The sequence below is a fragment of the Caldimonas thermodepolymerans genome, assembly GCF_015476235.1.
GTDB classification, from domain to species: domain Bacteria; phylum Pseudomonadota; class Gammaproteobacteria; order Burkholderiales; family Burkholderiaceae_C; genus Caldimonas; species Caldimonas thermodepolymerans.
Genome location: NZ_CP064338.1, coordinates 1,112,307 through 1,135,556 on the forward strand (window position 1 = coordinate 1,112,307; position 23,250 = coordinate 1,135,556).

Annotated in this window: 22 protein-coding genes; 7 read left to right on the plus strand and 15 right to left on the minus strand. The window is 71.2% G+C overall.

What is annotated here, in order from left to right; translation table 11 throughout:
- Positions 1-48 precede the first annotated feature (48 nt).
- Together prfB and IS481_RS05350 are read right to left on the minus strand one after the other, a co-directional pair.
- Positions 49-1,153, minus strand: a protein-coding gene (gene prfB / locus IS481_RS05345) for a peptide chain release factor 2 (protein ID WP_104357503.1) whose coding sequence is annotated in 2 segments (ribosomal slippage) — positions 49-1,071 and positions 1,073-1,153 — 1,104 coding nt in all. Because the reading frame shifts where the segments join, the coding sequence is not laid out codon by codon here.
- A gap of 59 nt (positions 1,154-1,212) precedes the next feature.
- Positions 1,213-2,142 (minus strand): alpha/beta fold hydrolase, encoded by a 930-nt coding sequence (locus tag IS481_RS05350; RefSeq protein ID WP_104357504.1) that lies wholly within the window; start codon positions 2,140-2,142, stop codon positions 1,213-1,215.
- A gap of 189 nt (positions 2,143-2,331) precedes the next feature.
- Between IS481_RS05350 and IS481_RS05355 the strand changes: the two genes are divergently transcribed.
- Positions 2,332-3,033 carry a hypothetical protein gene (locus tag IS481_RS05355; RefSeq protein WP_104357505.1) on the plus strand — a complete coding sequence of 234 codons (702 nt, stop codon included), beginning with the start codon at positions 2,332-2,334 and terminating at the stop codon, positions 3,031-3,033.
- Positions 3,034-3,239: 206 nt separating this feature from the next.
- On the opposite strand, the gene IS481_RS05360 is transcribed toward IS481_RS05355, so the two are convergent.
- The 11 genes from IS481_RS05360 to msbA form a co-directional block, all read right to left on the minus strand.
- Complete coding sequence (locus IS481_RS05360) at positions 3,240-4,031, minus strand: hypothetical protein (RefSeq protein ID WP_104357506.1); 792 nt, start codon at positions 4,029-4,031, stop codon at positions 3,240-3,242.
- A gap of 9 nt (positions 4,032-4,040) precedes the next feature.
- Entirely contained in the window at positions 4,041-4,844 is an 804-nt protein-coding gene (locus IS481_RS05365; RefSeq protein WP_104357507.1) for a hypothetical protein, read from the minus strand.
- A gap of 105 nt (positions 4,845-4,949) precedes the next feature.
- Positions 4,950-5,966 carry a polysaccharide pyruvyl transferase family protein gene (locus IS481_RS05370; RefSeq protein ID WP_104357508.1) on the minus strand — a complete coding sequence of 339 codons (1,017 nt, stop codon included), beginning with the start codon at positions 5,964-5,966 and terminating at the stop codon, positions 4,950-4,952.
- 20 nt (positions 5,967-5,986) lie between these two features.
- Positions 5,987-6,613, minus strand: coding sequence for a hypothetical protein (locus IS481_RS05375; RefSeq protein ID WP_104357509.1), 627 nt, complete (start codon positions 6,611-6,613; stop codon positions 5,987-5,989).
- A 161-nt stretch (positions 6,614-6,774) separates the two neighbouring features.
- The gene (locus IS481_RS05380; RefSeq protein ID WP_104357510.1) at positions 6,775-7,800 is read right to left on the minus strand and encodes a polysialyltransferase family glycosyltransferase; all 1,026 of its coding nucleotides are present in this window, start codon (positions 7,798-7,800) and stop codon (positions 6,775-6,777) included.
- Between the two features lie 7 nt (positions 7,801-7,807).
- Entirely contained in the window at positions 7,808-8,905 is a 1,098-nt protein-coding gene (locus tag IS481_RS05385; RefSeq protein WP_104357511.1) for a glycosyltransferase, read from the minus strand.
- Positions 8,902-9,954 carry a glycosyltransferase family 9 protein gene (locus IS481_RS05390; protein WP_104357512.1) on the minus strand — a complete coding sequence of 351 codons (1,053 nt, stop codon included), beginning with the start codon at positions 9,952-9,954 and terminating at the stop codon, positions 8,902-8,904. The genes IS481_RS05385 and IS481_RS05390 overlap by 4 nt, the downstream gene beginning before the upstream one ends.
- The gene (locus tag IS481_RS05395; protein WP_132765543.1) at positions 9,951-11,066 is read right to left on the minus strand and encodes a glycosyltransferase; all 1,116 of its coding nucleotides are present in this window, start codon (positions 11,064-11,066) and stop codon (positions 9,951-9,953) included. The genes IS481_RS05390 and IS481_RS05395 overlap by 4 nt, the downstream gene beginning before the upstream one ends.
- Positions 11,063-11,839: a polysaccharide deacetylase family protein gene (locus IS481_RS05400; RefSeq protein WP_232529466.1), complete on the minus strand. Its 777-nt coding sequence runs from the start codon at positions 11,837-11,839 to the stop codon at positions 11,063-11,065. Before IS481_RS05400 ends, IS481_RS05395 begins: the two co-directional genes overlap by 4 nt.
- Positions 11,836-13,260 (minus strand): bifunctional D-glycero-beta-D-manno-heptose-7-phosphate kinase/D-glycero-beta-D-manno-heptose 1-phosphate adenylyltransferase HldE, encoded by a 1,425-nt coding sequence (hldE, locus tag IS481_RS05405; RefSeq protein ID WP_104357514.1) that lies wholly within the window; start codon positions 13,258-13,260, stop codon positions 11,836-11,838. Before hldE ends, IS481_RS05400 begins: the two co-directional genes overlap by 4 nt.
- A 6-nt stretch (positions 13,261-13,266) precedes the next feature.
- Positions 13,267-15,012: a lipid A export permease/ATP-binding protein MsbA gene (gene msbA, locus IS481_RS05410; protein WP_104357515.1), complete on the minus strand. Its 1,746-nt coding sequence runs from the start codon at positions 15,010-15,012 to the stop codon at positions 13,267-13,269.
- A 92-nt stretch (positions 15,013-15,104) separates the two neighbouring features.
- Here msbA and IS481_RS05415 point away from each other — a divergent pair, with 92 nt between their 5' ends.
- The 4 genes from IS481_RS05415 to ybaK all read left to right on the plus strand — a co-directional run bounded on the left by IS481_RS05415 (position 15,105) and on the right by ybaK (position 19,066).
- The gene (locus tag IS481_RS05415; RefSeq protein WP_104357516.1) at positions 15,105-15,599 is read left to right on the plus strand and encodes a GNAT family N-acetyltransferase; all 495 of its coding nucleotides are present in this window, start codon (positions 15,105-15,107) and stop codon (positions 15,597-15,599) included.
- An 86-nt stretch (positions 15,600-15,685) separates the two neighbouring features.
- Entirely contained in the window at positions 15,686-17,410 is a 1,725-nt protein-coding gene (locus IS481_RS05420) for an acetate--CoA ligase (protein ID WP_104357517.1), read from the plus strand.
- An 86-nt stretch (positions 17,411-17,496) separates the two neighbouring features.
- On the plus strand, positions 17,497-18,561 hold the full coding sequence (locus IS481_RS05425) for an aldo/keto reductase (protein WP_104357518.1): 1,065 nt from the start codon (positions 17,497-17,499) through the stop codon (positions 18,559-18,561).
- A gap of 13 nt (positions 18,562-18,574) precedes the next feature.
- Positions 18,575-19,066, plus strand: coding sequence for a Cys-tRNA(Pro) deacylase (ybaK, locus tag IS481_RS05430; protein ID WP_104357519.1), 492 nt, complete (start codon positions 18,575-18,577; stop codon positions 19,064-19,066).
- Positions 19,067-19,096: 30 nt separating this feature from the next.
- Here ybaK and IS481_RS05435 read toward each other — a convergent pair whose 3' ends face one another.
- Together IS481_RS05435 and IS481_RS05440 are read right to left on the minus strand one after the other, a co-directional pair.
- The gene (locus tag IS481_RS05435; protein WP_104357520.1) at positions 19,097-20,464 is read right to left on the minus strand and encodes a sigma-54-dependent transcriptional regulator; all 1,368 of its coding nucleotides are present in this window, start codon (positions 20,462-20,464) and stop codon (positions 19,097-19,099) included.
- Positions 20,465-20,971: 507 nt separating this feature from the next.
- Positions 20,972-22,144, minus strand: a complete 1,173-nt coding sequence (locus IS481_RS05440; RefSeq protein ID WP_170067463.1) for a PAS domain-containing sensor histidine kinase — start codon at positions 22,142-22,144, stop codon at positions 20,972-20,974.
- 312 nt (positions 22,145-22,456) lie between these two features.
- Between IS481_RS05440 and IS481_RS05445 the strand changes: the two genes are divergently transcribed.
- Positions 22,457-22,726 (plus strand): GlsB/YeaQ/YmgE family stress response membrane protein, encoded by a 270-nt coding sequence (locus tag IS481_RS05445; protein WP_104357627.1) that lies wholly within the window; start codon positions 22,457-22,459, stop codon positions 22,724-22,726.
- A gap of 175 nt (positions 22,727-22,901) precedes the next feature.
- Positions 22,902-23,249: an ElaB/YgaM/YqjD family protein gene (locus IS481_RS05450; RefSeq protein ID WP_114699286.1), complete on the plus strand. Its 348-nt coding sequence runs from the start codon at positions 22,902-22,904 to the stop codon at positions 23,247-23,249.
- Position 23,250 lies beyond the last annotated feature (1 nt).

A 23,250-nucleotide genomic window follows, 5' to 3' on the forward strand; every position in this document is an offset into this window, starting at 1 on the left:
TTGTCTTCCTGTGGTCGGCCCGGCCCCTCGCGGAGGCCGGGCGGGTTCTTAGATGCCCTGCTTCAGCGCGGCCTCGATGAACGCGTCGAGGTCGCCGTCGAGCACCTTCTGCGTGTTCGAGATCTCGACGTTGGTGCGCAGGTCCTTGATGCGGCTCTGGTCCAGCACGTAGCTGCGGATCTGGTGGCCCCAGCCGACGTCGGTCTTGGAGTCCTCCAGCTTCTGCTGCTCGGCCATGCGCTTGCGCAGCTCGTGCTCGTACAGGCGCGAGCGCAGCATCTGCCAGGCTTCCTCGCGGTTGCGGTGCTGCGAGCGGTCGTTCTGGCACTGCACGACGATGCCGGTCGGGATGTGGGTCAGCCGCACCGCCGAGTCGGTCTTGTTGATGTGCTGGCCGCCCGCGCCGGAGGCACGGAAGGTGTCGGTGCGCACGTCGGCCGGGTTGATCTCGATCTCGATCGAGTCGTCCACCTCGGGGTAGACGAACACGCTGGCGAACGAGGTGTGGCGCCCGCCCGAGGAGTCGAACGGGCTCTTGCGCACCAGCCGGTGCACGCCGGTCTCGCTGCGCAGGTAGCCGTAGGCGTACTCGCCCTCGACCTTGATCGTGGCGCTCTTGATGCCGGCGACGTCGCCTTCGGACTCCTCCATCACCTCGGCCTTGAAGCCCTTGCGCTCGCAGTAGCGCAGGTACTGGCGCAGCAGCATGGCGGCCCAGTCGCAGGCCTCGGTGCCGCCGGCGCCGGCCTGGATGTCGATGAAGCAGTTGTTCGGGTCGGCCGGGTTGCTGAACATGCGGCGGAACTCGAGCTGTTCCACTTCCGCGGTCAGCTGCTGGACCTCGGCCTCGATCGCCTCGAGGCTGGCCTCGTCGCCTTCCTCGCGCGACATCTCATAGAGCTCGGTGTTGTCCTTGAGCTCGGATTCGAGGCGGCTGATGGTCAGCACCACCGCCTCGAGCGACTTCTTCTCGCGGCCCAGATCCTGGGCGTGCTTGGGGTCGTTCCAGACCGCCGGATCCTCGAGCGCGGCGTTGACCTCGCTCAGGCGATGGGACTTGTTCTCCCAGTCAAAGATACCTCCGTAGTTCGGCGGTCCGGCGGGTCAGGTCTTCGAGCTGGGCCCCGAGGGCATTGATGCGTTCTGCGTCCATGGTGTGCTGTCCTTGTCGAAACCTTCGATTTTCTCATGCGCCCGCCGCATGGGCATCGGTCAGTCCCCGGGGGCGTCGAGGAAGGCCTCGATGCGCCGCGCCAGCGCCTCCGGCTGGTCGTGGTGCAGCATGTGCCCGGCCGGGCTCAGCACGTGCCGCTCGACGCGCGGCACCACCGCCAGGCGCGCCTCGAACTCGGTGCGCGGGTAGCGGTCGCCCCACCACCGGGCGACGTCGGTGCGGTCGCCCTCGACCCACAGCACCGGCGCGCCGATGCGCTGCCAGCAGGCCAGCACCTCCTCCTTGCGGTAGAGCACCGGGTTGACCCGCTTGTGCGCCGGGTCGCCCAAGATGACCCATTGGCCGCTGGCCTCGTCGCGCCGCGCCCAGTGCTGCGCGAGCCAGGCGGCGCGGTCGGGGCGCAGCAGGGGGTTGTTGCGGCACAGGCGCTCGGCCACCGCCTGCGGCGAGTCGTAGCTGCGCAGCCGCTGCGGGACCTTCAGCTCGTCCAGCCAGCGCCGGTAGCGCGACGGCGCCTCGTCCGGCGTGTTGCCGGGCATGCCGAAGCCCTCCAGGTTGACCAGCCGCCGGATGCGCTCCGGCCGGATGCCGGCATACAGCATCGCGACGTTGCCGCCCATGCTGTGCCCGAGCAGGTCGACCGGCTGGCCGGGGGCGAGCTGGTCCAGCAGCGCGTCCAGGTCGGCCAGGTAGTCGGCGAACCAGTAGGTGTCCGTGCCGGGCGCCTCGGTCAGCCCGAAGCCGCGCCAGTCCGGCGCGACCACGTGCCGCGGCGCGGCCAGCGCGTCGACGACGAACTGGAACGAGGCGCCCACGTCCATCCAGCCGTGCAGCATCACCAGCGGCGGACGTTCGGCACAGGCCAGGGCCGGGTCGCCCCAGCGGCGGACGTGGTAGCGCAGGCCGCGCACCGGCACGGTCTGGCTGGTGGACGGGCACAGGGGAACGTAGGGCTCGAATGGCGTCATGGTCGTGACATGTTGACCGAAAACGGCGCATCGTGCCGGCGGCCTGCTCCCTATAATGCGCCGCCGCTTCGACCAGAACCAGACATGCCGGGATTGAAGAAGTTGTTGCGCCGGTGGCGAAGCCCCAGGGTCCGCGAACACAGCATCGATGCTCCGATCACCTCGCGCGAGGACGTCGAGAGATGGGCCATGTGGAGCCGCCACGGCGAGAAGGTGGTCCTGCATGTGCCGGTCGAACGCCTCGTGATGCAGGGGGCGCTGCGCTACGCGGACACCGCCTCGCATCCGTTCCTCAGGGCCCTGGACGAAGGGGCCAGTGCGCTGCAGGCGTATTACGCCCAACGGCAGCCGCGCTCGTTCTGCGAGTTCTACGGCGTGTCGCCCACGGTGGCGGCGGACGAGCAGGTGCCCTGTTGGGAGCTGCCGTGGCTGCACCGCCTCCGGCGGGTGCCACCCCCCGGTGAGGCCGGCCTGGGTGCCGAGCACGGGGTGTCCTACTACGGGCCGGCGAGCCCCCGGAAGGTGGAGGTGGAATACCAGCGGCTGGCCTCGCTGAAGCAGCGCGTGCTCCGGATGGGGTACCTGCCGGAGGTCTACGGCCACATCGTCGGCTTCTTCATGCTGGACGATGCGGGCGAATACCGGTTCTTCGTGCGCGGGGGCAAGCATCGCACCGCGGTGCTGGCGCACCTGGGGCACCGTTCCATCCCGGTGACGTTCAAGCCCGACTGGCCCCGGATGGTGCGCGAGCGCGACGCCGCGTACTGGCCGCTGGTCGAGGACGGGGTACTGTCGGAGACCGTCGCGCGGGCTGCGTTCCGCCGCTACACCGGCCCCGGGTGGCCGTGGGCGACCACCACCGAGCCGGAACGTGCCGTGGAGATGGCGTAGCTGCCCGTTCCCGCAGGTTCCAGTACCCCGCTGCCGACCCGAGGAGGGCGGCCCGGCGCGTGGTCGTGACGCGGCCGTGTGTGCATCAGGAGCAGTCCGGAAGAACGGCGAGAGACTGAGCCGGCTGGGCCCTTGCCAGGGAGGAGTCCATCTTCTTTCCCCCCGCGAGGGAACACCGCTTCCTGTCCCTCGGCCGGATCGCCGCGTCAGGCCTGGCGGCCGGGGCCGCCCAGCCATTCGCGCTTGAGTTCCCGGGTGGGTACCGGCGAACGCCAGCGTCCGTGGGCCCAGTCGCGCAGGCGTATGCGCCAGAAGTGGTGGAAGGGGTCGAATGCCTCGTGCATGCGCGGCTCGCCGTGGAACTTCACGATCACTGCCTCGTCGACCATCCGGCGCGCCAGCCCGGGATCGCGCCGGCCGGTGCGCACCGCCTGCTTGTAGCTGATCACCTGTCCCGCCGGGAACAGATCGACGCGCGCCTGTGCGCCCCGCCGGGCGATCACGGCGTGCAGGAACTCCTGGTCGCCCAGGACCTTCTGCGGGTACCGTTCTCCGGCGACGAAGGCGTCGTAGACGAAGCGCAGCGGCTGCGGCCGGATGCGCATCACGCTGGAGTTGTAGCCCTCGTGGTGCCAGTCGTCGACGATGACCAGATCCTTGTCGCTGCCCGTGGCGAACTCGAGCAGCGGCCGCATGGCGCTCCGGATCACCAGCGTGAGGTCGAGGTAGAGGAACTCCTCGAAGGGCAGGTAGGCCGGGTTGAACAGCCCGAGCTTGCGGGTGGTGGTCCGCATGCCGGGCCGGTCCAGCTCGCTCCAGCCGGCGCAGTCCCGGGTCTCCACGGCCGCCGGCAGCCGACGCGCGCGGTCGGTGTAGCAATAGAGCTGGAACGGGCGGTCGCAGTGCCGGCCGAGCATCTCGTACATGCGGCTGACGTACTGGTCGCCCAGACCGTAGAAGTCACCCAGTGCGAGGCAGACGATGGGAAGCGTGGACACGGGTGCAGTCTAGCGGGAGGCTTGCAACGATTCCTGCCGCAGGCGCTGCAGGTCTTCGGGGCGGTAGGTGGCTGCGAGCTGGCGGTCGTTGCCGCCGCCCTGGACGTTGTGGCGGTTCAGCGCACTTTTCTGGGTGCCGCGGATCTCCACGAAATGCACCGCCTGTTCGCGGACCTGGCGCACGCGGTAGCCGTGGCGCAGCGCCTGCGCGTGCAGCCAGATGTCGTCGGCCGAGGGGCACAGGTCGACGAAGGCGTCGCCCGCCTCCTTGAGCACCTGCTGGAACGCCGGGGGATGGACCACGCCGGAGACGCCGGTGGCGAAGTGCAGGTGGCTGGGCTGGCTGCTGCTGCATTCGGGCCAGTCGTCGTACGGCGCGAAGCCGGTGTCGGTGAGGCGGATCCGCTTGGCGCGCAGGCAGTTGATCACGTCCGGATGCGCCGCGTAGGCCCGCATCAGCTCGGCCAGCCAGTACTTCGCGTAGATGACGTCGTCGTCGGCGGTGACCAGCGGACGGTCGAAGCCGCCGTGCCCCTGCACGTAAGGGTAGTACTTCTTGTGCGGCCCGTAGTTCCTGCAATAGCGGATCTCCAGCCCGCGCCTGGCGAGCCGCTGCAGGCTCACCGGCAGGCCGAGGTCCCGCTCGGCTTCGTCGATCCACAGGATCAGGCGCGAGGGCCGCAGGCGGCCGCGGCCGATCGATTCGATGGCCTTGTAGACGATGGGGATGCGCGGGCCGAAGGTGGTCAGCGAGACCACCGGCCCGGCGGGATCCAGCAGCGGGTCGTTGCACGTCAGGTTGCGGTGGAACATCCGCACCGAGCCGATGTGCGAAAGCAGCCTGTTTTTCTTGTGCAGGGCAAACGGGTTTCTCATCTTTTTCGAACGGATCGGTCCACCCGCTCCGTGTCCGGCGACTCAGGCAAACACGTCGCGCCACAGCGCGGCGACGGCGTCCTGCTGTTGCCGGAGGTAGTCGTCGAGCCGCTCCGACTCTTCGGGGCTGTAGGCGGCGGCCTGGACGACGTCCTGGGCGCGCAGGCCGAGCCGCAGCACGTCGGGCAGCCCGGTGACCTTGCGCCTGGCGATGTCCAGGCCCGCATCGGCCAGCACGTAGTCGATCTTGCCGGTGTTGGACGCGCGGTAGAGGAAGGGCACGCGGTTGTGCAGGCAATACATCACGGCGTGGAAGCGTCCGGTGATCACGACACCGGCCCGGCGGACGGTGTCGTGGAACGTGGCACGGGACTGGTGCCGCACCAGGTCGAGCAGCAGGCCGGGGCGGGGCTGCAGGCGGACCACGCTGCGCGCGAAGGCGCGTGCAGCGGCGCGCAACGGCAGGTTCTTGCGCGAGCCGAAGCGGAACTCCTTGACGCAGGCGTAGCGCGCGTTGAAGTGTTGCCCGATCTCGACGAGTGCCGCGGTGGCGTCTTCCAGCACCGAGTCGGTGATCACGATGTCCGTGGCCGAGGCCGGGCGTTCGATGCGGGGGAACGACTGCAGGCTGAGGTCGCCGACCACCCGAGTCGACACCTGCGGGCACTGCCGCGCGAAGGTCCGTTGCGCCTGGGACTCGCGGAAGCACAGCAGGTCGCAGCGGGCGAGCAGGTTGGCCGTCACCTGCGAATTCGCGTCGTAGCAGCTGTTGAGCAGCACGACGCGCTTGCCCCATTCCTTGGCGACCGCCGCGAAGTGCGCGAGGTTCTTGCACCCCCGGCTGTCACCGTGCATCGTGCCTTCACCGTTGATGAGGACGAGGTCGGCGCGCGCCAGCAGGCGTTCGTAGTCCCGGCCGGTGATCTCCGTGCTGACCGGGTGACTCGCCACCTCGGTGTAGCCGTGCCGCCGGGCGGCTTCGCGGATGGTGCGCATCACCGCGTCGCTGCCGACGTGCAGGTCCGGGGTGGTGTCATTGACGATGCAATAGGACTTCATGAGACGACGTGATGCCGGGGTCACCGCTCCAGGAAGACCAGCCGGCCTTCCCGTTCGAGCTGTTCGGCGTAGGCCCGCTCGGCGGACCAGGGGTGGCCTTTCCAGCCCTGGAAGCCGAACCCTGCCAGGGCGATCCGGTGTTCGGCCAGGCGCGGGTCGCGCACCATGTGCGCGAGGGCCATCCCCCCGGAGCTGGGCACCCACAGCGGCATGGCCCGGGCCAGTTCACGGTAGCCCGGCCGCGCGCGCACGTAGGCCCGTACCTCCTCGTAGACACGGGCCGGCATGGGCTGGCATGTCAGGCCGTGGCGGGCCAGCACGGCGGCCAGGGCGCGCGAACGGTCCACGCCGGTGCCGCGCTTGCCGCGCAGCAGGCAGTGCAGCTGGCGCCACAGCGACACGGGCGGATAGCTGAAGACGATTTCCTTCGCCCCGCAGGCGGCCAGCGTGCGGTGCAGCTCCTCGGAGCGGATGAAGCGCCGCGCGACGCCGCCGGTGTTGCACAGGTAGACCCGGTCCGTGCGCGTGCCGTACTCGGCGCCCCAGGCGGCGCAGGTGTTGATGCGCGCGACGAAGTCCGCCCGGTCGATGTCGTCAGACAGGTCCCGCCGCGCCGGGGCATTGCCGACCAGAACCGCCCACTTCATGGCATGTGCTCGCAGCAAGACGCCGGGGCGCGCCCGGGCGCGGGACGCGGGTGGCTGCAGCGTCGCCGGGCGGCCCGGCCGATGGCTCCGGAGGCACCGGTGGGAAATGCTTGCATGGATCGGCAGAGGAGGTCGGTGGTCCGCGATTGTGCCTGTTCCGTTCAGTGGACCAGCACGCCGGCGGCCCGGAACGCCGCGGCCATGTCGCGTCGCTCGCCGTTGGACTTGAAGCGCACCCGGTCCCAGCCGAACGCGGCGACGGTCGTGCCTTCGCCGTAGAGCTGCTTGGCGAACAGCAGGGCCGAGGAGCGCACCCCGGCGACGGCATCGAAGCGCTCGTGCGCAAGCCACAGCTCGAGCGGCTCGTCCAGCTCCAGCACCTCGTAGCCGGGGCGCCACAGCTCGCGCTGCGGGTCCTTGGGGTGGCCCTTGTAGCAGACCTGCTCGATTCCCTGCGCCTGCATCCAGCGCTCGATCTCGGTGCTGACGGCCTGCATCGCGGCGGTGTCGAGCAGGCCGGTGCCGGTGAGCGGCTGGCCGATCACCAGGCCGCGGCGCAGCCGCGGGGCGCCGGCGTCCGGCGCGGCGGCGGTGGCCAGCGGCGCGAGCGTGACCACCTTGTCGGCCGGGTACTCGTGCGGCAGGCCGGGCAGCACGTAGATGCGGTCGCAGAACGGCGCGTCCGAGCCGATGCGGTCGCCGGAGAAGGGCCAGTAGTCCAGCTCGGGGGCGGCCAGGCGGCGCAGCCGGCGCAGGTGCTGCGCGACGCGCTTGGCGGGCGAGAGCGGGTAGCGGCGCACGCTGATGATGCCGTCGGGCAGGATGCGCGCATGCATGGTGCGCGCACCGCAGGCGCGCGGCAGGGCGCGCAGGAAGTAGTTGATCGCCTCGGTGTCGAACACCGCGCTGTGCAGGTGCAGTTCGTCGCAGGGGCCGACCAGGTCGGCGACGAGGCGGATGTTGTCGCGCAGCCGCCGGTGACGGCCCAGCGGGCCGGGCAACGGGTCCCAGCGCGGCCAGGGCAGGTAGGCGCTCGCGTCCCAGTGGTCCGGGCGCACCACCGGTCCGACGCCCGGCTTGTACCAGAGCAGCACCTGGCGCGCGCCGGCCTCGAAGCGCGCGGCGATCTGCCGCGCAGCCAGGTACTGCAGCGGCGAGGCGACGAAGTAGACCGCGACGGTGCCCATGGACGCTTCAGCGCCGGCGCGTGGCGAGCACCTGCTCGTAGACGGCGCGGTTGCCGCGCACCATCGCGTCGATCGAGAACTCTTCCAGGGCCAGGGCGCGGCCGGCCTGGCCATAGGTGCGGCGCAGCGCTTCCGAGCCGAGCAGGGCGTTGACGCCCTGCGCCAGCGCCTCCGCGTCGCCGGGCGGCACCAGGATGCCGGTGCGGCCGTCGACGACGATCTCGGGGATGCCGCCGGCGCGCGCGGCCACCATCGGCACCCCGCAGGCGGCCGATTGCAGCAGCGCCACGCCCAGGCCTTCCATCAGCGCCGGGTGCACCACCACGTCGATGCAGGGCAACACCTTGTCCAGGTCCTTGCGGAAACCGGCCAGCGAGACGCTGTCGCCCAGCCCCCGCGCGGCGATCAGCTCGCGCACCGCCTGCTGCTCGGGGCCCTGGCCGAACAGCAGCACCCGGGTGCGCGGGTGTGCGGCGAGGATGGCCGGCATCGCGTCGAGCAGCGTGCGGTGTCCCTTGCGCGGGATGAACTGCGCGACCATGGCCAGCACCGGTGCGCCATCGGGGATGGCGAACTCGCGCTGGAACCAGGCGCGGTCGTGGCAGCCGGGGCGGTAGCGCTCGGTGTCGACCGAGCTGTGCACGCACACCACCTTGTCGGCCGGCACGCCGCAGGCCAGCAGCACCTCGCGGATGCCGTGCGAGATCGCGATCACGCGGTCGTAGAGGCGGTATTTCCAGCGCGCCCAGGCGCGCGGCTCGGGGTTGTCGACGCGCCGGCTCAGCACCACCGGCACGCCTTCGAGCCTGGCCGCCACCCCGCCCCAGACGTCGCTGCCGCGTCGGCTGTGCAGGTGCACGAGGTCGGGGCGTTCGGCGCGGATCAGCCGGCGCAGCCGCCCGACCAGGCCGACGTCGGCGTCGCCGCCCATCGGCAGCTCGTGCACGCGCGCCGCATGCGGGCGCGCGGCCTCGGCGATCGCGCTGCCTTGCGGGCAGGCGAGCACGTGCTCGTCGCCGGGCCGCTGCAGGCCGCGCAGCAGGAATGCCACCTGCAGCGCGCCGCCGTAGAGGTGCATGCCGGATTCGAGGTGCAGCACCTTCATGGCGCGTCCTCCATCAGCTGCAGCGCCTCGGCGAAGACCGCGTCCACCTCGTGACTGCGCATGCAGTCGAAGCGGCCACCGCAGGTCGGGTGGCGCCGGCAGGGCGAGCAGGGCAGCGCCTCGTACATCACCCGCGTCGGGGCCTGCGGCACCTGCAGGTACGGACGCGTCGAGCCGAACAGCGCCACGGTGGGCACGCGCATCGCGGAGCCGATGTGGGTCAGGCCGGTGTCGACGCCGACCAGCAGCGCCGCGCCCTGGATCGCTGCGGCGCTTTCGTCCAGGCGCAGCTCGCCGACCAGGCTGGCCGCGGGCGTGTCCGGATGGGCCAGGATCTCCTGCGCGGCGGCGCGGTCCGAGGGGCCGCCCAGCAGCACCGGCGTCAGGCCGCGCGCCTTCAGCCGTGCGGCGAGTGCTGCCCAGCGGTCCGGGAACCAGTGCTTCTGCGGGCGGGTCGTGAACGGGCACAGCGCCGCGTAGGGACCGGTGACGCCGGCGCGCGCCAGCGCGGCCTGCGCGGCCTGCCGGGCCGCGTCCGACGGCACCACGTCCATGTGGAAGGCACCGGCCGGCGCGCCCAGGTGCAGGGCGACCTGGCGGTACTCCGAGCCAATTTCCGGGCGCTCGACCGCGCGGGGTTCGAAGCGCTCGGTCACCAGCCACTGGCTGCCTTCGCGCGGGTGGATGCCGATGCGCCGCGGCGCGCCGGTCCACCAGGCGCACAGCCCGCTCTTGAGCAGGCCCTGGGCGTCGATGACCAGGTCGTAGCGGCCGGCACGCAGGCGCTGGCGGAACTCGCGCCAGGCGCGCCACAGCTCGGCGTGGCGCCGTTCCTGCCACAGGCGCCGCCAGGCGGGGCGGTCCCAGACCAGCAGTTCGTCGAGCCGCGGGTTGGCGCGCAGCAGGGGCGCGGCGGCCGGCTCGGTCAGCCAGGACAGCCGCGCGTCCGGGTAGGCGGCGCGCAGCGCCGGGATCAGCCCGGAGGCCATCGCGACGTCGCCGAGGGCCGACAGGCGGATCACGAGGATGGAGGCGGGCGTGCGGGTCATCGCGCACCTCCGCCCTGCAGGGCGCGGCGGTAGACCGCCTCGGTCGAGGTCACCATGTGTTCGAGCGTGAACTGCCCGGCGTACAGCTGGCGCGCCTGCCGGCCCAGCGCGTGCGCCCGGGCGGGCTCCCGGGCGAGGCGGGCCAGCGCGGCGGCGAGCGCCTGTGCGTTGCCGGGCGGGACGAGCACGCCGGTCTGGCCGTCGCGCACGATCTCGGCCACGCCGCCCACGTCGGTCGCGACGATGGGCAGCCCGGCGCAGGCGGCTTCCACCAGGGACAGCGGGAAGGCCTCGCGGTACGAGCTGGACGCGTAGGCATCGAAGGCGGGCAGCAGGCGCCGCACGTCGCCGCGGTAGCCGAGGAAGGTGACCTCGGCGCGGCCGCGCGCCGCTTCCTGCACGCCGCGGCCGTAGTCGGTGGCGGGGTCGCCCGCGAGGTACAGGCGCGCGCCGGGCACCTGGCCGATCGCCTCGACCAGCAGGTGCTGGCCCTTGTCCGGGATGAAGCGCCCGGCGTTGAAGACGGCGAACTCGTCCTCGCCGATGCCCAGCTCGCGCCGCAGCGCCGCGCGGTCGCCCCCGGGCTGGTCGGCCACGCCGTTGTGGATCACGGTGATGCGGCGTGCGTCGTAGCCGGCATCGACCAGCGTGCGGCGGACCGCTTCGGCCACCGCGATCAGCTCGCGGCAGTCCTGCATGTGCTTGCGTGCGGTGGTCGCGTGCGCGGTGCCGACCGCCGCGGCACGGCCGCAGGCCCAGCCGGCATAGCGCGCGCCGCGCAGCAGGTGGCCGTGGACGATGTCGGCACGCCAGCGCGCGACGAGGCGCCGCAGGCGCAACCACGACACCACGTCGTACATGCCGACCATGGCCAGGTGCTCATGGTCGATGCCGGCTTCGGCGCAGCGCCCGGCCAGCCACGAGTCCGACGGGCCGGCATACAGCACCTCGTGGCCGCGCTCGCGCAGGCCTTTCATCAGCGCGAGCGCGTGCTGCTCGGCGCCGCCGTAGCCGTGGCTGTGCAGCACCTGCACGATGCGCAGGGGGCGGGCGTCGCCGGTCGGGGCAGGGGTGCGGCTGTCCGGCCGCATGCGTTGCTGTTCAGGGCTCACGAATAGACGTTGCTGGTCGCGCCCGGCCGGCCGCCCTTGCGCTCGTGCTTCATGTGCAGCTTCCACAGGAAGCCGACCAGGTTGTCGCCGTAGGAGATGGCCTTGCGCGGCAGCTCGTAGGCGTTGTCGGCGGTGTTCGCCGCGCCGCGGATGCAGGTCAGGCCGGTGCGGTAGCCGGCTTCGGCGACCAGGTCGCGTGCACGCAGGTCATAGTCGCCGTAGGGGTAGCAGAAGTCGGGCACGGCCTCGCCCAGCACGTCTTCCAGCGCGGCCTTGCTGTCGAAGATCTCGCGCCGCATCTGCGCCGTCTCGAGTCGCGACAGGCGCGGGTGCGACAGCGTGTGCGAGCCGAACGAGACCCCTTCGGCGCGCAGCTGGCGGATGCGCGCCGCGTTCATCAGCGGCGGCTGGGCCATGCCTTCGCCCAGCCAGCGCGCCGGCTGGCCGAGCAGGTCGGTGACCAGGAACACGGTGGCGGGAAAGCCGTGCCGGCGCAGGATCGGCCAGGCGTGCTCGGCGAAGTTCTCGTAGCCGTCGTCGAAGGTCAGCACGACCGCGCGCGGCGGCAGCGGCTTGCCGTGGAACAGGCCCTGCCAGGCCTCCTCGAGGCTGATGACATGGTAGCCGGCGCGCTTGAGCCAGCCCATCTGCCAGGCGAAGCGGCCCACGTCGCAATAGACGGCACGGTGCGCCTTGGGGCGCGGGAAGCGCCCGACCTGGTGGTACATCAGGATCGAGACCGGCGGCTGGCCGGAAACGGGCGGTTGCATCATGGGCGTTCCTTCTGGATGCGCTCGACGATCGAGGTGGTCGACTTGCCCTCGACGAAGCGCAGCACCCGCACCTCGCCGCCGCGGGCCAGCACGCTCTCGTGGCCGGCGATCTGGTCGGTGCGGTAGTCGCCGCCCTTGACCAGCACGTCGGGCTGCACCGCCTCGATCAGCCGGGCGGGGGTGTCTTCGGAGAACGGCACGACCCAGTCGACGGCGGCCAGCGCGGCCAGCACCGTCATGCGGTCTTCCAGCGGCACGATCGGGCGCGTGGGGCCTTTGAGCCGGCGCACCGACGCGTCGTCGTTGACCGCGACGACCAGGCGGTGGCCGAGCGCACGCGCTTCGGCGAGGTAGCGCACGTGGCCGGCATGCAGCAGGTCGAAGCAGCCGTTGGTCATCACGATGCGCTCGCCGCGTTCGCGCGCCTGCTGCACGCGCTGCAGCAGCGTGGCCTCGTCGACCACGCCGTGGTCGTCGCGCCGGCCGTGCGGCTCGGCGGCCTGGGCCAGCTCGGCGCGCGAGACCGTCGCCGTGCCCAGCTTGCCGACCGCGATGCCGGCGGCGACGTTGGCCAGGCGCGCGGCAGCCTCCCAGCTCGCGCCGGCGGCGCGCGCCGCGGCGAGCACGGCGACCACGGTGTCGCCCGCGCCGGTCACGTCATAGACCTCCTGTGCCTGCGCCGGGATGTGCACCGGTTCGCGGCCGCGCTCGAGCAGGGTCATGCCCTTCTCGCTGCGCGTGACCAGCAGGGCCTCCCAGCCCAGGCGCTGCACCAGCTCCAGCCCCTTGGCGACCAGTTCCTCGTCGCTGGCGCAGGGGCCGACGGCGCGTTCGAACTCGGCGCGGTTGGGCGTGAGGATGCTGGCGCCGCGGTAGACCGACAGGTCGGCCTGCTTCGGGTCCACCACCACCGGCTTGCCGGCGCGGCGCGCGGCCTCGATCAGCGCCGCGACCTGGGCCAGCGCGCCCTTGCCGTAGTCCGACAGCACGACCGCATCGGCCTCGGCCAGGCGCGGCGCGAGCTGCGCCGGCGTCAGCGCGGCGGCGGGGCTGGGCGGGTCCTCGAAGTCCAGCCGGATCATCTGCTGGTGGTGGCTCAGCACGCGCAGCTTGGTGACGGTGCGCAGCGAGGCGTGGCGCTCGAAGGCGCACTCGACGCCGTGGCGGGCGAGCAGCTCGGCAAGGATCTGCGCCGGCTCGTCCTCGCCGACCGGGCCGAGCAGCGACACCCGCGCGCCCAGCGCGGCCAGCCCCAGCGCCACGTTGGCGGCCCCGCCGGCGCGGTGGTCGGCGGTGCGCACGTTGACCACCGGCACCGGCGCCTCGGGCGAGATGCGCGAGGTGCTGCCCGACCAGTAGCGGTCGAGCATCACGTCGCCGGCCACGAGCAGGCGCAGCTGCGAGAAGTCGGGAAGGCGCATGGGGGGTTATTCCGCGTTGGCGAACTGCAGGCGGTGCAGCCGGGCGTAGATGCCGTCCTGGTCGAGCAGCTCCTGGTGGGTGCCGCTTTCCGCTATTCTGCCCTGATCGAGCACCACGATGCGGTCGGCATTGACGATGGTGGAGAGCCGGTGCGCGATGATCAGCGTGGTGCGGCCGCGCTTGAGGTTGTCGATCGCTTCCTGCACCGCGCGCTCGGATTCGGTGTCCAGTGCCGAGGTGGCCTCGTCGAGCAGCAGGATCGGTGCGTTCTTGAGCAGGGCGCGCGCGATCGAGATGCGCTGGCGCTGGCCGCCCGACAGCCGCGCGCCGTTCTCGCCGATCAGGGTGTCCATCCCTTCGGGCAGGTTCCGGATGAACTCCATCGCATGGGCCGCCTCGGCGGCGCGGGCGATCTCCTCGGGCTCCACGCGGCGCTGCGCGCCGTACGCGATGTTGGCGGCCACGGTGTCGTTGAACAGCACCACGTGCTGGGTCACCAGGGCGATGTGCGAGCGCAGGTTGGCCAGCTTGAGCTCGCGCGTGTCCACGCCGTCGAGCAGGATCGCCCCGTCGTCGAGCGGGTAGAAGCGCGGGATCAGCGACATCAGCGTGGACTTGCCGCTGCCGGAGGAACCCACCAGAGCGACCGTCTCGCCCGGGCGGATCTCCAGCTGGATGTCGGTGAGCGCGTTGCGGTCGGCGCCGGGGTAGCGGAAGCTGACGTGGCGGAATTCCAGCCGGCCATCGACGTGGTCGAGCGTGCGCGTGCCGTGGTCGGGCTCGCCCGGCATGTCCAGCACCTCGTAGACGCTGGCCGCTGCCACCAGCCCGCGCTGCAGGTGCTCGTTGACGTTGGACAGGCGCTTGAGCGGCGCCAGCAGCAGGGCCATCGCGCCGAAGAACGAGACGAAGCCGCCCACCGTCAGGTCGTTGGCCTGCGACTCCAACGCCGCGTAGTAGATGATCGCCGCCAGCGCGACCACCGCGATCGCCTGCACGACCGGGCCGTTGGCTGCCGAGGTCGCGACCACCTTCATCGCGTAGCGCCGCAGTTCGCTGGCGACCTTGTAGAAGCGCTGCGATTCGTAGGCCTCGCCGCCGAAGATCTTGATCTCGCGGTGCCCGCTGATGGCCTCCTTGACCACATGGTTCATCGTGCCCATCGAGGTCTGCTGCGCGCCGCTGAGCCGGCGCAGGCGGTGGCTGACCTTGCGGATCACCCAGCCGATGACGGGCAGCACCGTGAAGAACAGCAGCGACAGCTCCCAGTTGAGGTACAGCATGTAGCCGAGCAGGCCCAGCACCGTCAGGCTGTCCTTGACGATGGTGATCAGCGCCGTGGTGATGATGGGGCTGATCTGCTGCACGTTGTGCGAGATCTTGGACATCACCCGGGCGCTGGGCTCGCGGTCGTAGTAGCTGGTCGGCAGGTGCAGCAGCTTGTCGAACACCGCCCGGCGCGTGTCCAGCACGATGCCGGTGGCGACCCGGTTCAGCGAAGTGACGTGGAAGTAGTCCGACAGGCCGCGCACGATGAACAGCAGCACGATCAGGATCGGCGCCAGGTGGATCACGCGCGGGTCCTTGTCGACGAAGCTGCCGTCGAGCAGCAGCTTCAGCAGGGCGGGCAGGGCCGCCTCGGTGGCGGCGTAGACGACCATCGCCGCCACGCCGAGCGCGAAGGTGCCCCAGTAGGGACGCGCCCCCCGGAGCACACGCATGTAGAGATCGAACTGCTTGTTTTGGGTCATCACTGCCTTCGGGCAAGCCAAGGAGCGGATTTTCCACTGTTCCGCGCCGACCCCGCTGCGCCGGGCGCGCCGGGCGCCCATAATCGCCGCCCATGACCCTGCAGATCCGACCCGCGACACCGGCCGACGTGCCCGTGCTGGTGCAACTGATCACGGCCTTGGCCGAATACGAGAAGCTCACCCACCTGCTCGAGATCACGCCCGAGAAGCTCGAGACGCAGCTGTTCGGACCGCGCCCGCCGGCCGAGGCGGTGCTGGCCGAGGTGGGCCCGCCCGAGGCGCGCCGGGTGGCCGGCTTCGCGCTGTACTTCACCAACTTCTCGACCTTCCTGTGCAAGCCGGGGCTGTACCTGGAGGACGTGTTCGTGCTGCCCGAGCACCGCGGCCAGGGCATCGGCAAGGCCCTGCTGCAGCACCTGGCGGCGCTGGCGGTCGAGCGCGGCTGCGGCCGCTTCGAGTGGAGCGTGCTGGACTGGAACGAGCCGGCGATCCGGTTCTACCAGGCCATGGGCGCCTCGGTGCTGCCCGACTGGCGCATCTGCCGGGTCACCGGGGAGGCCCTGGAGCAGCTGGCCGGGCGCCGCTGACGCGGGTGTTCGCCAATTGCGGCTGCGCGGGGGCGGCCCGTAGCATCGTTTCCCGGGCATCCGACTGCCCGTCCGAGGAGACGACGATGACCGGGGATCACCGCCTCTACGAAGCCCTGTACAAGGAGTTCCGCTGGCACGTGCCGGCGGTGTTCAACATCGCCGAGGTGTGCTGCGGACGCTGGGCGCGCCAGGCGCCACAGCGCGTGGCCATCCTGTACGAGAACGAGGAGGGCCACCGCGCCCAGCTGCGCTACGGCGAGCTGCAGGCGCGCGCCAACCGGCTGTCGCACCTGCTCGAGCGCCTGGGCGTCGGCCCCGGCGACCGCGTCGCGATCGTGATGCCGCAGCGCTTCGAGACGGCGATCGCGCACATGGCGGTCTACCAGCTCGGGGCGGTGGCGATGCCACTGTCGATGCTGTTCGGCCCGGATGCGCTGGCCTACCGCCTGCAGGACAGCGAGGCCAAGGTCGCGATCGCCGACGCGGTCTCGGTCGGCCCGCTGCGCAGCGTGGCGGGCACCTGCCCGGCACTGCAGCACCTGGTCGTCGCCGACCGCGCGGCAGCTCCCGGCGAGGTGGACTGGGAGGCGGCGCTGGCGCGCGAATCCTCGGTCTACGTCGGGCGCGCCACCCATGCCGACGACCCGGCCGTGCTGATCTACACCAGCGGCACCACCGGCCCGCCCAAGGGCGCGCTGATCCCGCACCGCGCGCTGATCGGCAACCTGCCCGGCTTCGTGGCCAGCCAGAACTGGTTCGGCTTCCCGCTGCCGCAGGAGCTGTCGTCGCCCTCGGCCACGCCGGCCGACGACCAGGTGTTCTGGTCGCCGGCCGACTGGGCCTGGACCGGCGGCCTGATGGATGCGCTGTTGCCCACGCTGTACTTCGGACGCAGCATCGTCGCCTTCCACGGCCGCTTCAACGCCGAGCGCGCCTTCGAGCTGATGCAACGCTACCGCGTCACGCACACCTTCCTGTTCCCGACCGCGCTGCGCGCCATGATGAAGGCCGTGCCCGAGCCGCGCCGGCACTTCGACCTGGCGCTGCGCGCGATCATGAGCGCGGGCGAGGCGGTCGGCGACGCCGTGTTCGCCTACGGCCAGCAGCAGCTGGGCATCACGATCAACGAGATGTTCGGCCAGACCGAGATGAACTACGTGGTCGGCAACTGCAGCGCCTGCTGGCCGGCGCGGCCCGGCAGCATGGGGCGGCCCTATCCGGGGCACCGCGTGGCGGTGATCGACGACGAGGGCCGCGAGTGCCCGCCGGGCACGCCCGGCGAGGTCGCGGTGCATCGCTGCGACATCCACGGCGACCCCGACCCGGTGTTCTTCCTCGGCTACTGGCGCAACGACGGTGCGACGCGCGCCAAGTTCACCGGCGACCCGGACAACTCCTGGTGCCGCACCGGCGACACCGCGGTGATGGACGAGGACGGCTACCTCTGGTACCAGGGCCGCAGCGACGACGTGTTCAAGGTGGCCGGCTACCGCATCGGGCCGAGCGAGATCGAGAACTGCCTGGTCAAGCACCCGGCGGTGGCCAATGCCGCCGTGGTCCCCAAGCCCGACCCGGAGCGCGGCGCGCTGGTCAAGGCCTACGTGGTGCTGGCGCCCGGCCACACCGGCGACGAGGCGCTGGTGCAGGCGCTGCAGCAGCACGTGCGTGGCCGGCTGGCGCCGTACCAGTACCCCAAGGAGATCGAGTTCATCGACGCCTTGCCGATGACCACCACCGGCAAGGTGCAGCGCCGCCTGCTGCGCCTGCGCGAGGAGGAGCGGGTTGCCGCCGCATCATCCGCCCGTTGAGGGGCCGGTGCACGGCGCGCCGGCTTGCGGCACACTGGGGCCTTTCGCGTTCCCGCAACTCCCCCGCGACAGGAGGACCCGACGAGATGGAATACACCGAGCTGGGCCGAAGCGGCCTCAAGGTGGCGAAGATCTGCCTGGGCACGATGACCTTCGGGCGACAGGTGAGCGAGGCCGACGCCCATGCCTTGATGGACCATGCGGTGGCCCGCGGCGTGGACTTCCTCGACACGGCCGAGATGTACCCCGTGCCGCCCAGCGCCGAGACCCACACGCACACCGAATCGATCATCGGGCGCTGGCTGGCCGCGCGCCCGGGCATGCGCCAGCGCATCGTGCTGGCGTCCAAGGTGGCGGGCCCGGTGCGCGGCTACCAGTGGATCCGCAACGCGAGCCCCGACCTGACCGGCGAGGACATCATCCGCGCCTGCGAGGACAGCCTGCGCCGCCTGCAGACCGACTACCTGGACCTCTACCAGATCCACTGGCCGGTGCGCAACGTGCCGATGTTCGGCGCGATCTACTTCGACCCGGCGCGCGACAGGCCGGTCAGCTCGATCCATGAGCAGCTCGACGCGCTGGGCCGCCTGGTGCGCGACGGTAAGGTGCGCGCGATCGGGCTGTCCAACGAGACGCCGTACGGCGTGGCCGAGTTCGTGCGCGTGGCCGAGCAGCACGGCCTGCCGCGCATCGCCAGCGTGCAGAACCCGTACTGCCTGATCAACCGCAGCGTCGAGAACGGGCTGGACGAGACCATGTACCGCTACGGCGTGTCGCTGCTGGCCTACTCGCCGCTCGGCTTCGGGCTGCTGACCGGCAAGTACGACGACAGCGGCATCGAGCCGCAGGGAGGCCGGGCCCCCGGCCGCATGGCGCTGTTCGAGTCGATGCGCAAGCAGCGCTGGGGGCGTCCCGAGGCGCTGGCAGCGGCGCGCCGCTACAACGCGCTGGCGCGCGAGCACGGCATGACGCCGGCGCGCATGGCGCTGGCCTTCTGCTACACCAAGTGGCAGGTCGCCAGCACGATCATCGGCGTGACCAACCGCGAGCAGCTCGACGAGGACATCGACGCCTGGGGCACGACGCTCAGCCCCGAGGTGCTGGCGGAGATCGACCGCATCCGCTGGGAGATCCGCGACCCGGCGCAGTGAGGGCAGGCGAGCGATGTCGCGCAAGGAACATGCCGGCGAGACGCCGGCCACCGTCTTTCTGCGTCAGCACGGCGTGGCCTTCGAGCCGCACCTGTACGAGTACGAGGAGCACGGCGGCACGCGCGTGTCCGCGCGCGAGCTGGGGGTCGACGAGCACTGCGTGATCAAGACCCTGGTGATGGAGGACGAGCGGCGCCAGCCGCTGATCGTGCTGATGCATGGCGACCGCACCGTCTCGACCAAGCAGCTGGCGCGCGAGGCCGGGCTGAAGAAGGTGCAGCCTTGCCAGCCGGAAGTGGCGCAGCGGCATACCGGCTACCAGGTCGGCGGCACCTCGCCGTTCGGCACGCGCAAGGCGCTGCCGGTGTACATGGAAGCCAGCATCGCCGAGCTGCCGCGCATCTACATCAATGGCGGGCGGCGCGGCTTCCTGGTCGCGATCGACCCGAAGGAGCTGGTGCGGGTGCTGCAGCCCATGCCCGTGAACGTCGCGCTGGAGGGCTGACGCCCGCCCGCGCAGGCAGCAGGGGCCGTCTCAGGACGACTCGGGCGTGCTGCCCCTGTCCTGCGAGTACTCCTTGAGCCGGTTGTAGAGCGTCTTGAGGCTCACGCCCAGTGCCGCGGCGGTCTTTTCCTTGTGCCCACCGAAGTGCTGCAGCGTCGCGAGGATCAGCGAGCGCTCGACGTCCGCCAGCGGCGTGCCCACCCGCACCGTGAGGTAGGGCCCGCGCTGCTCCTGCACGGCCGGCGTGTCGAACACCAGCCATTCGTCGCCGATGACGTGGCCTTCCTCCATCACGTAGGCGCGCTGCACCACGTTGCGCAGCTCGCGCACGTTGCCGGGCCAGCGGTAACTGCGCATCTTCTCGAGCGCCTGCGGCGCGAAGCGCTTGTTCTCGCCCTCGCGCTTGCAGATGTCCTGCAGGAAGTGCTCGGCCAGCAGCGACACGTCCTCGGGCCGGTCGCGCAGCGGCGGCAGGTGGATGGGGAAGACGTTGAGCCGGTACAGCAGGTCCTCGCGCAGCTTGCCCTGCTGCACCGCCTGTTCCGGCACGCGGTTGGTCGCCGCGATCACGCGCACGTCGGCTTCCATCGACTGGGTGGATCCGACCCGCATGAAGGTGCCGGTCTCGAGCACGCGCAGCAGCTTGACCTGCAGCTCCAGCGGCATCTCGGTGATCTCGTCGAGGAACAGCGTGCCGCCGTGGGCGCGCTCGAAGAAGCCCTGGTGCAGGCGGTCCGCGCCGGTGAAGGCGCCTTTCTCGTGGCCGAAGATCTCGCTTTCGATCAGCTGCGGCGAGATCGCGCCGCAGTTCACCGCGAGGAACGGCTTCTTGCGGCGGCGGCTCAGCTCGTGGATGGTCTGCGCCACCACCTCCTTGCCCGTGCCGCTTTCACCCGTGATCAGCACCGTGACCGCGGTGCCCGAGACGCGGGCCACCTGCTCGTAGACCCGCTGCATCGCCGCCGAGCGGCCCCACAGCAGGCCGAAGCGGCCGGTGCGCTCCAACTCGGCGCGCAGGTTCGCGATCTCGGCTTTCAGCGTCGAGGGGCGCATCACGCGCGACAGGATCCCTTGCAGCTGCTTGATGTTGACCGGCTTGATGAGGTAGTCGGCCGCCCCCAGGCGCAGCGCCTGGATCGAGGTCTCCAGGCTGGCGTGGCCGGTGATCAGCACCACCTCGGTGTTCGCGAGCGTCTCGGGCTCGTTGAACAGCTCCATGCCGCTGCCGTCGGGCAGCACCAGGTCCAGCAGCACGATGTCGGGCTCCTGCAGCGCCAGTTGCCGGCGCGCGTCACGCAGGCTGGTCGCGGTGGCGGCCGTGAAGCCCTCGCTGGCGATCAGCGCCGCCATCATCTCGGCCGAGTCTGCATCGTCTTCGACGATGAGTGCGTGCCCCATCTTCTTCCTCCAAAAGCGCAGACGATGCCGGGCTTGGTGTCTGCGCGTCGTGTGCCGGTCGATGCAGTGAAGCCTGCGCAACCGATGGACATCCCCGCATCGCTGCCGGCGCAGGGGTACAAAGGCCGGCGGGCATCATGCCCCGCTGGCTGTTCCGTCTCCTCGGCGGCTTCCCGAACGGTCGGGATGGTTGTCGTGCAGGTACGGGTCGCCGTGGCACCGTGACGGCCTTTGTCCCCAAGGCACGGGCGACGGGCCGCGTGCAGGACCGCTGACACTGCAGGCATTGCCGGGCGCCGTTGCACGCCTCGTACCTCCTGGCGTGCAGCCCGTGAGTGACACCCATTATGGGCCTGCAATGTCTCATTGCAATGGTTTCACCCTGCGCCGGCCCTGACAGTTATGACGGGGAGGCCGCCGGCCCGGAGTGCGCCGGGCAGAGGCGCATTCCGCGTGCCCGGCATGGCTATCCTGCCTCACGAACGCCGCGGGAGTTGCAACAGCGTGTCAATCCGCGGGAGGCCTTGCTGCGGGGGGCTCTGCGCAAAGCGGCAGCGAGACCACGAAGCCGGTGTCCTGACCACCCCCCGTGCCCGGGGGATGCAGTTGTCCCCCGTGCAGCTCGACCAAGAGCCGGGCCAGCACCAGTCCGATCCTCGGCGCGACCGAGGGCGAGCCGAGGCCGGCGCCGGCGGCGTGGCCCGTCGACCCCTGCGTCTGCGTGGCGAGGTCGCAGGGGCACACGGCGATCTCGATGCCCTGCGCCGCCATGCGGGTGCGGATGGCGATCTCGCCATGCTCGGGCGTGAACCTCGCGACGTGCGCGATGAGCCGGGCCAGCGCCTGGTGCAGCCGCTGGCCGTCCGCATGCAGGCGGACCATGGAGGGAGGGCGTTGCAGCACCAGCTTCTGGTGCCGGGCCTCGGCCTGCGGCCGGCAGGTGGCGACGGCCCCTTCGAGCAGGGAGGCCAGCGGCACCTCGTGCAGGTCCAGCCGCAGCGCGCCCTGCAGCACCCGCTGCACGTCGAGCAGTTCGTCGATCAGGCGGGCCTGGGCCTGGACGCTGCGCTCGATCGCCTCGAGGGCGCGCAGCTGCGCGGCAGCGTGCCCGCCGCCATGGCGAAGCACATGGGTCCAGCCGTGGATCGCGTTCAGTGGCGAGCGCAGCTCGTGCACGATGACGGCCAGGAACCCCTCGCTGGCGGGCATCCGTGCGGCATCGCGATGCGCGGCGTCCTGCCTGCGCGCGGTCACGTCTTCCGCGATGCCGCCGACGCGCACGACGTGGCCGGCCGCGTCACGCCAGGCGAAGCGCCGGTCGCGGATCCAGCGCACCGCGCCGTCGGGACGCCGGATGCGGTAGTCGAGCTCCCGCGACGCGTCCCCGGGCCGGCCGGCAAAGAACGGCTCGGGCAGGCGCGGGCGGTCGGCGGGCAGCAGTGCCTCGTTCCATCGCGACGGCGCCTCATGCAGGGCTTCGCAGGGGATGCCCCAGACCGCCTCGAAGGCGGGGCTGACGTACAGCAGTTCCCCGCGTTCGGGGTCGGCGAGCCAGAACACGTCGTCCAGGCTTTCGGCGAACGGGCGCAGGTCCGGCAGGCCGCCGGCAGCGTCGGCGGATCCGGCGACCAGCGGCGAAGCCCGTCTGCTGCTGCCAGTGCCAGGCAGGGGCGTGTGCATGGGTGGATCTTCCCCGGGTGCGGTTCCCGTGCGTGAAATCAACAGGAGGGCCAGGCAAGCGCGCGATGCTCGAGGCGCCGGGCGTCTTCCGGCGCGGCGCAGGACGGCGGCGCCGGCGCTGGCGGCCCGACGGCGGACCGCCCGGGTCATCGCAATCCGCGTGCCCGACGGCGCGGACGGGGGTGGCACCCCCCGTTCCGGCCGAGCGGCACGCCGGTTGCTGGACCAGCCTGCGTGAGCGGTGCGTGTCCCGACGCGGGGATGCCGGTCGTTCACTTGTTCGTCCACCCACTTGACAGGAGCATGCCCGTGATCAACTTCATCGTTTGGTTAGTCGTTGGCGGCGTGATCGGCTGGATCGCCAGCATGATCATGCGTACCGACGCCCAGCAGGGCGTCATCCTCAATGTCGTGGTCGGCATCATCGGTGCGGCGCTGGGCGGCTGGTTGATCTCGCCGCTGGTCGGCGTGCCCAGCATCAACGAGAACGCCTTCAGCATCGGCGCCTTGCTGGTGTCGCTGGTGGGCGCTATCGTGCTGCTTGCCATCGTCAACCTGCTGCGACGCGGCAGCGTGCGGTAGGCAGCGCCCCTGGCCGGACCCGGAGCCGGCGTGCGGCTGCGTCGCGATCTGTGCGACCATGTCCTCGCGCCGCTGCCGGCCCGGTGCAAATCGCGCTGCAATTCCTACTAACCCGGCGGGTCTTGTCCCGTGAGCCTCAGGCTCGGTGACGCCGCACAACAAGGAGTCATTCACCATGGAAAACCAGACTGGAACGACGGCAGGCACCCCAGGCACCGGCGCCACGACAAGCAATGGCGTCGGTGCGACCGACGACGTGGTGGACCGTGTGGCGGCACGCGCGCATGAAACCATCGACCGCGTGGCGGCGAAGGCCGGCCCGGCGGTCGAGAAGCTGCGCGAGAGTGCGAGCACCTATCGCGAGCAACTGCACGCCAAGGCCGACCGGCTCGGCGCGCTCGAGGAGCAGTGGATCGATTCGGCACGCAGCTATGTGCGCGAGCATCCGTTCACGTCGCTGGCCGTCGCGGCCGTGGCCGGCATGGTGATCGCGAAGATCTTCTCGTCCAGCCACCACCGTTGAC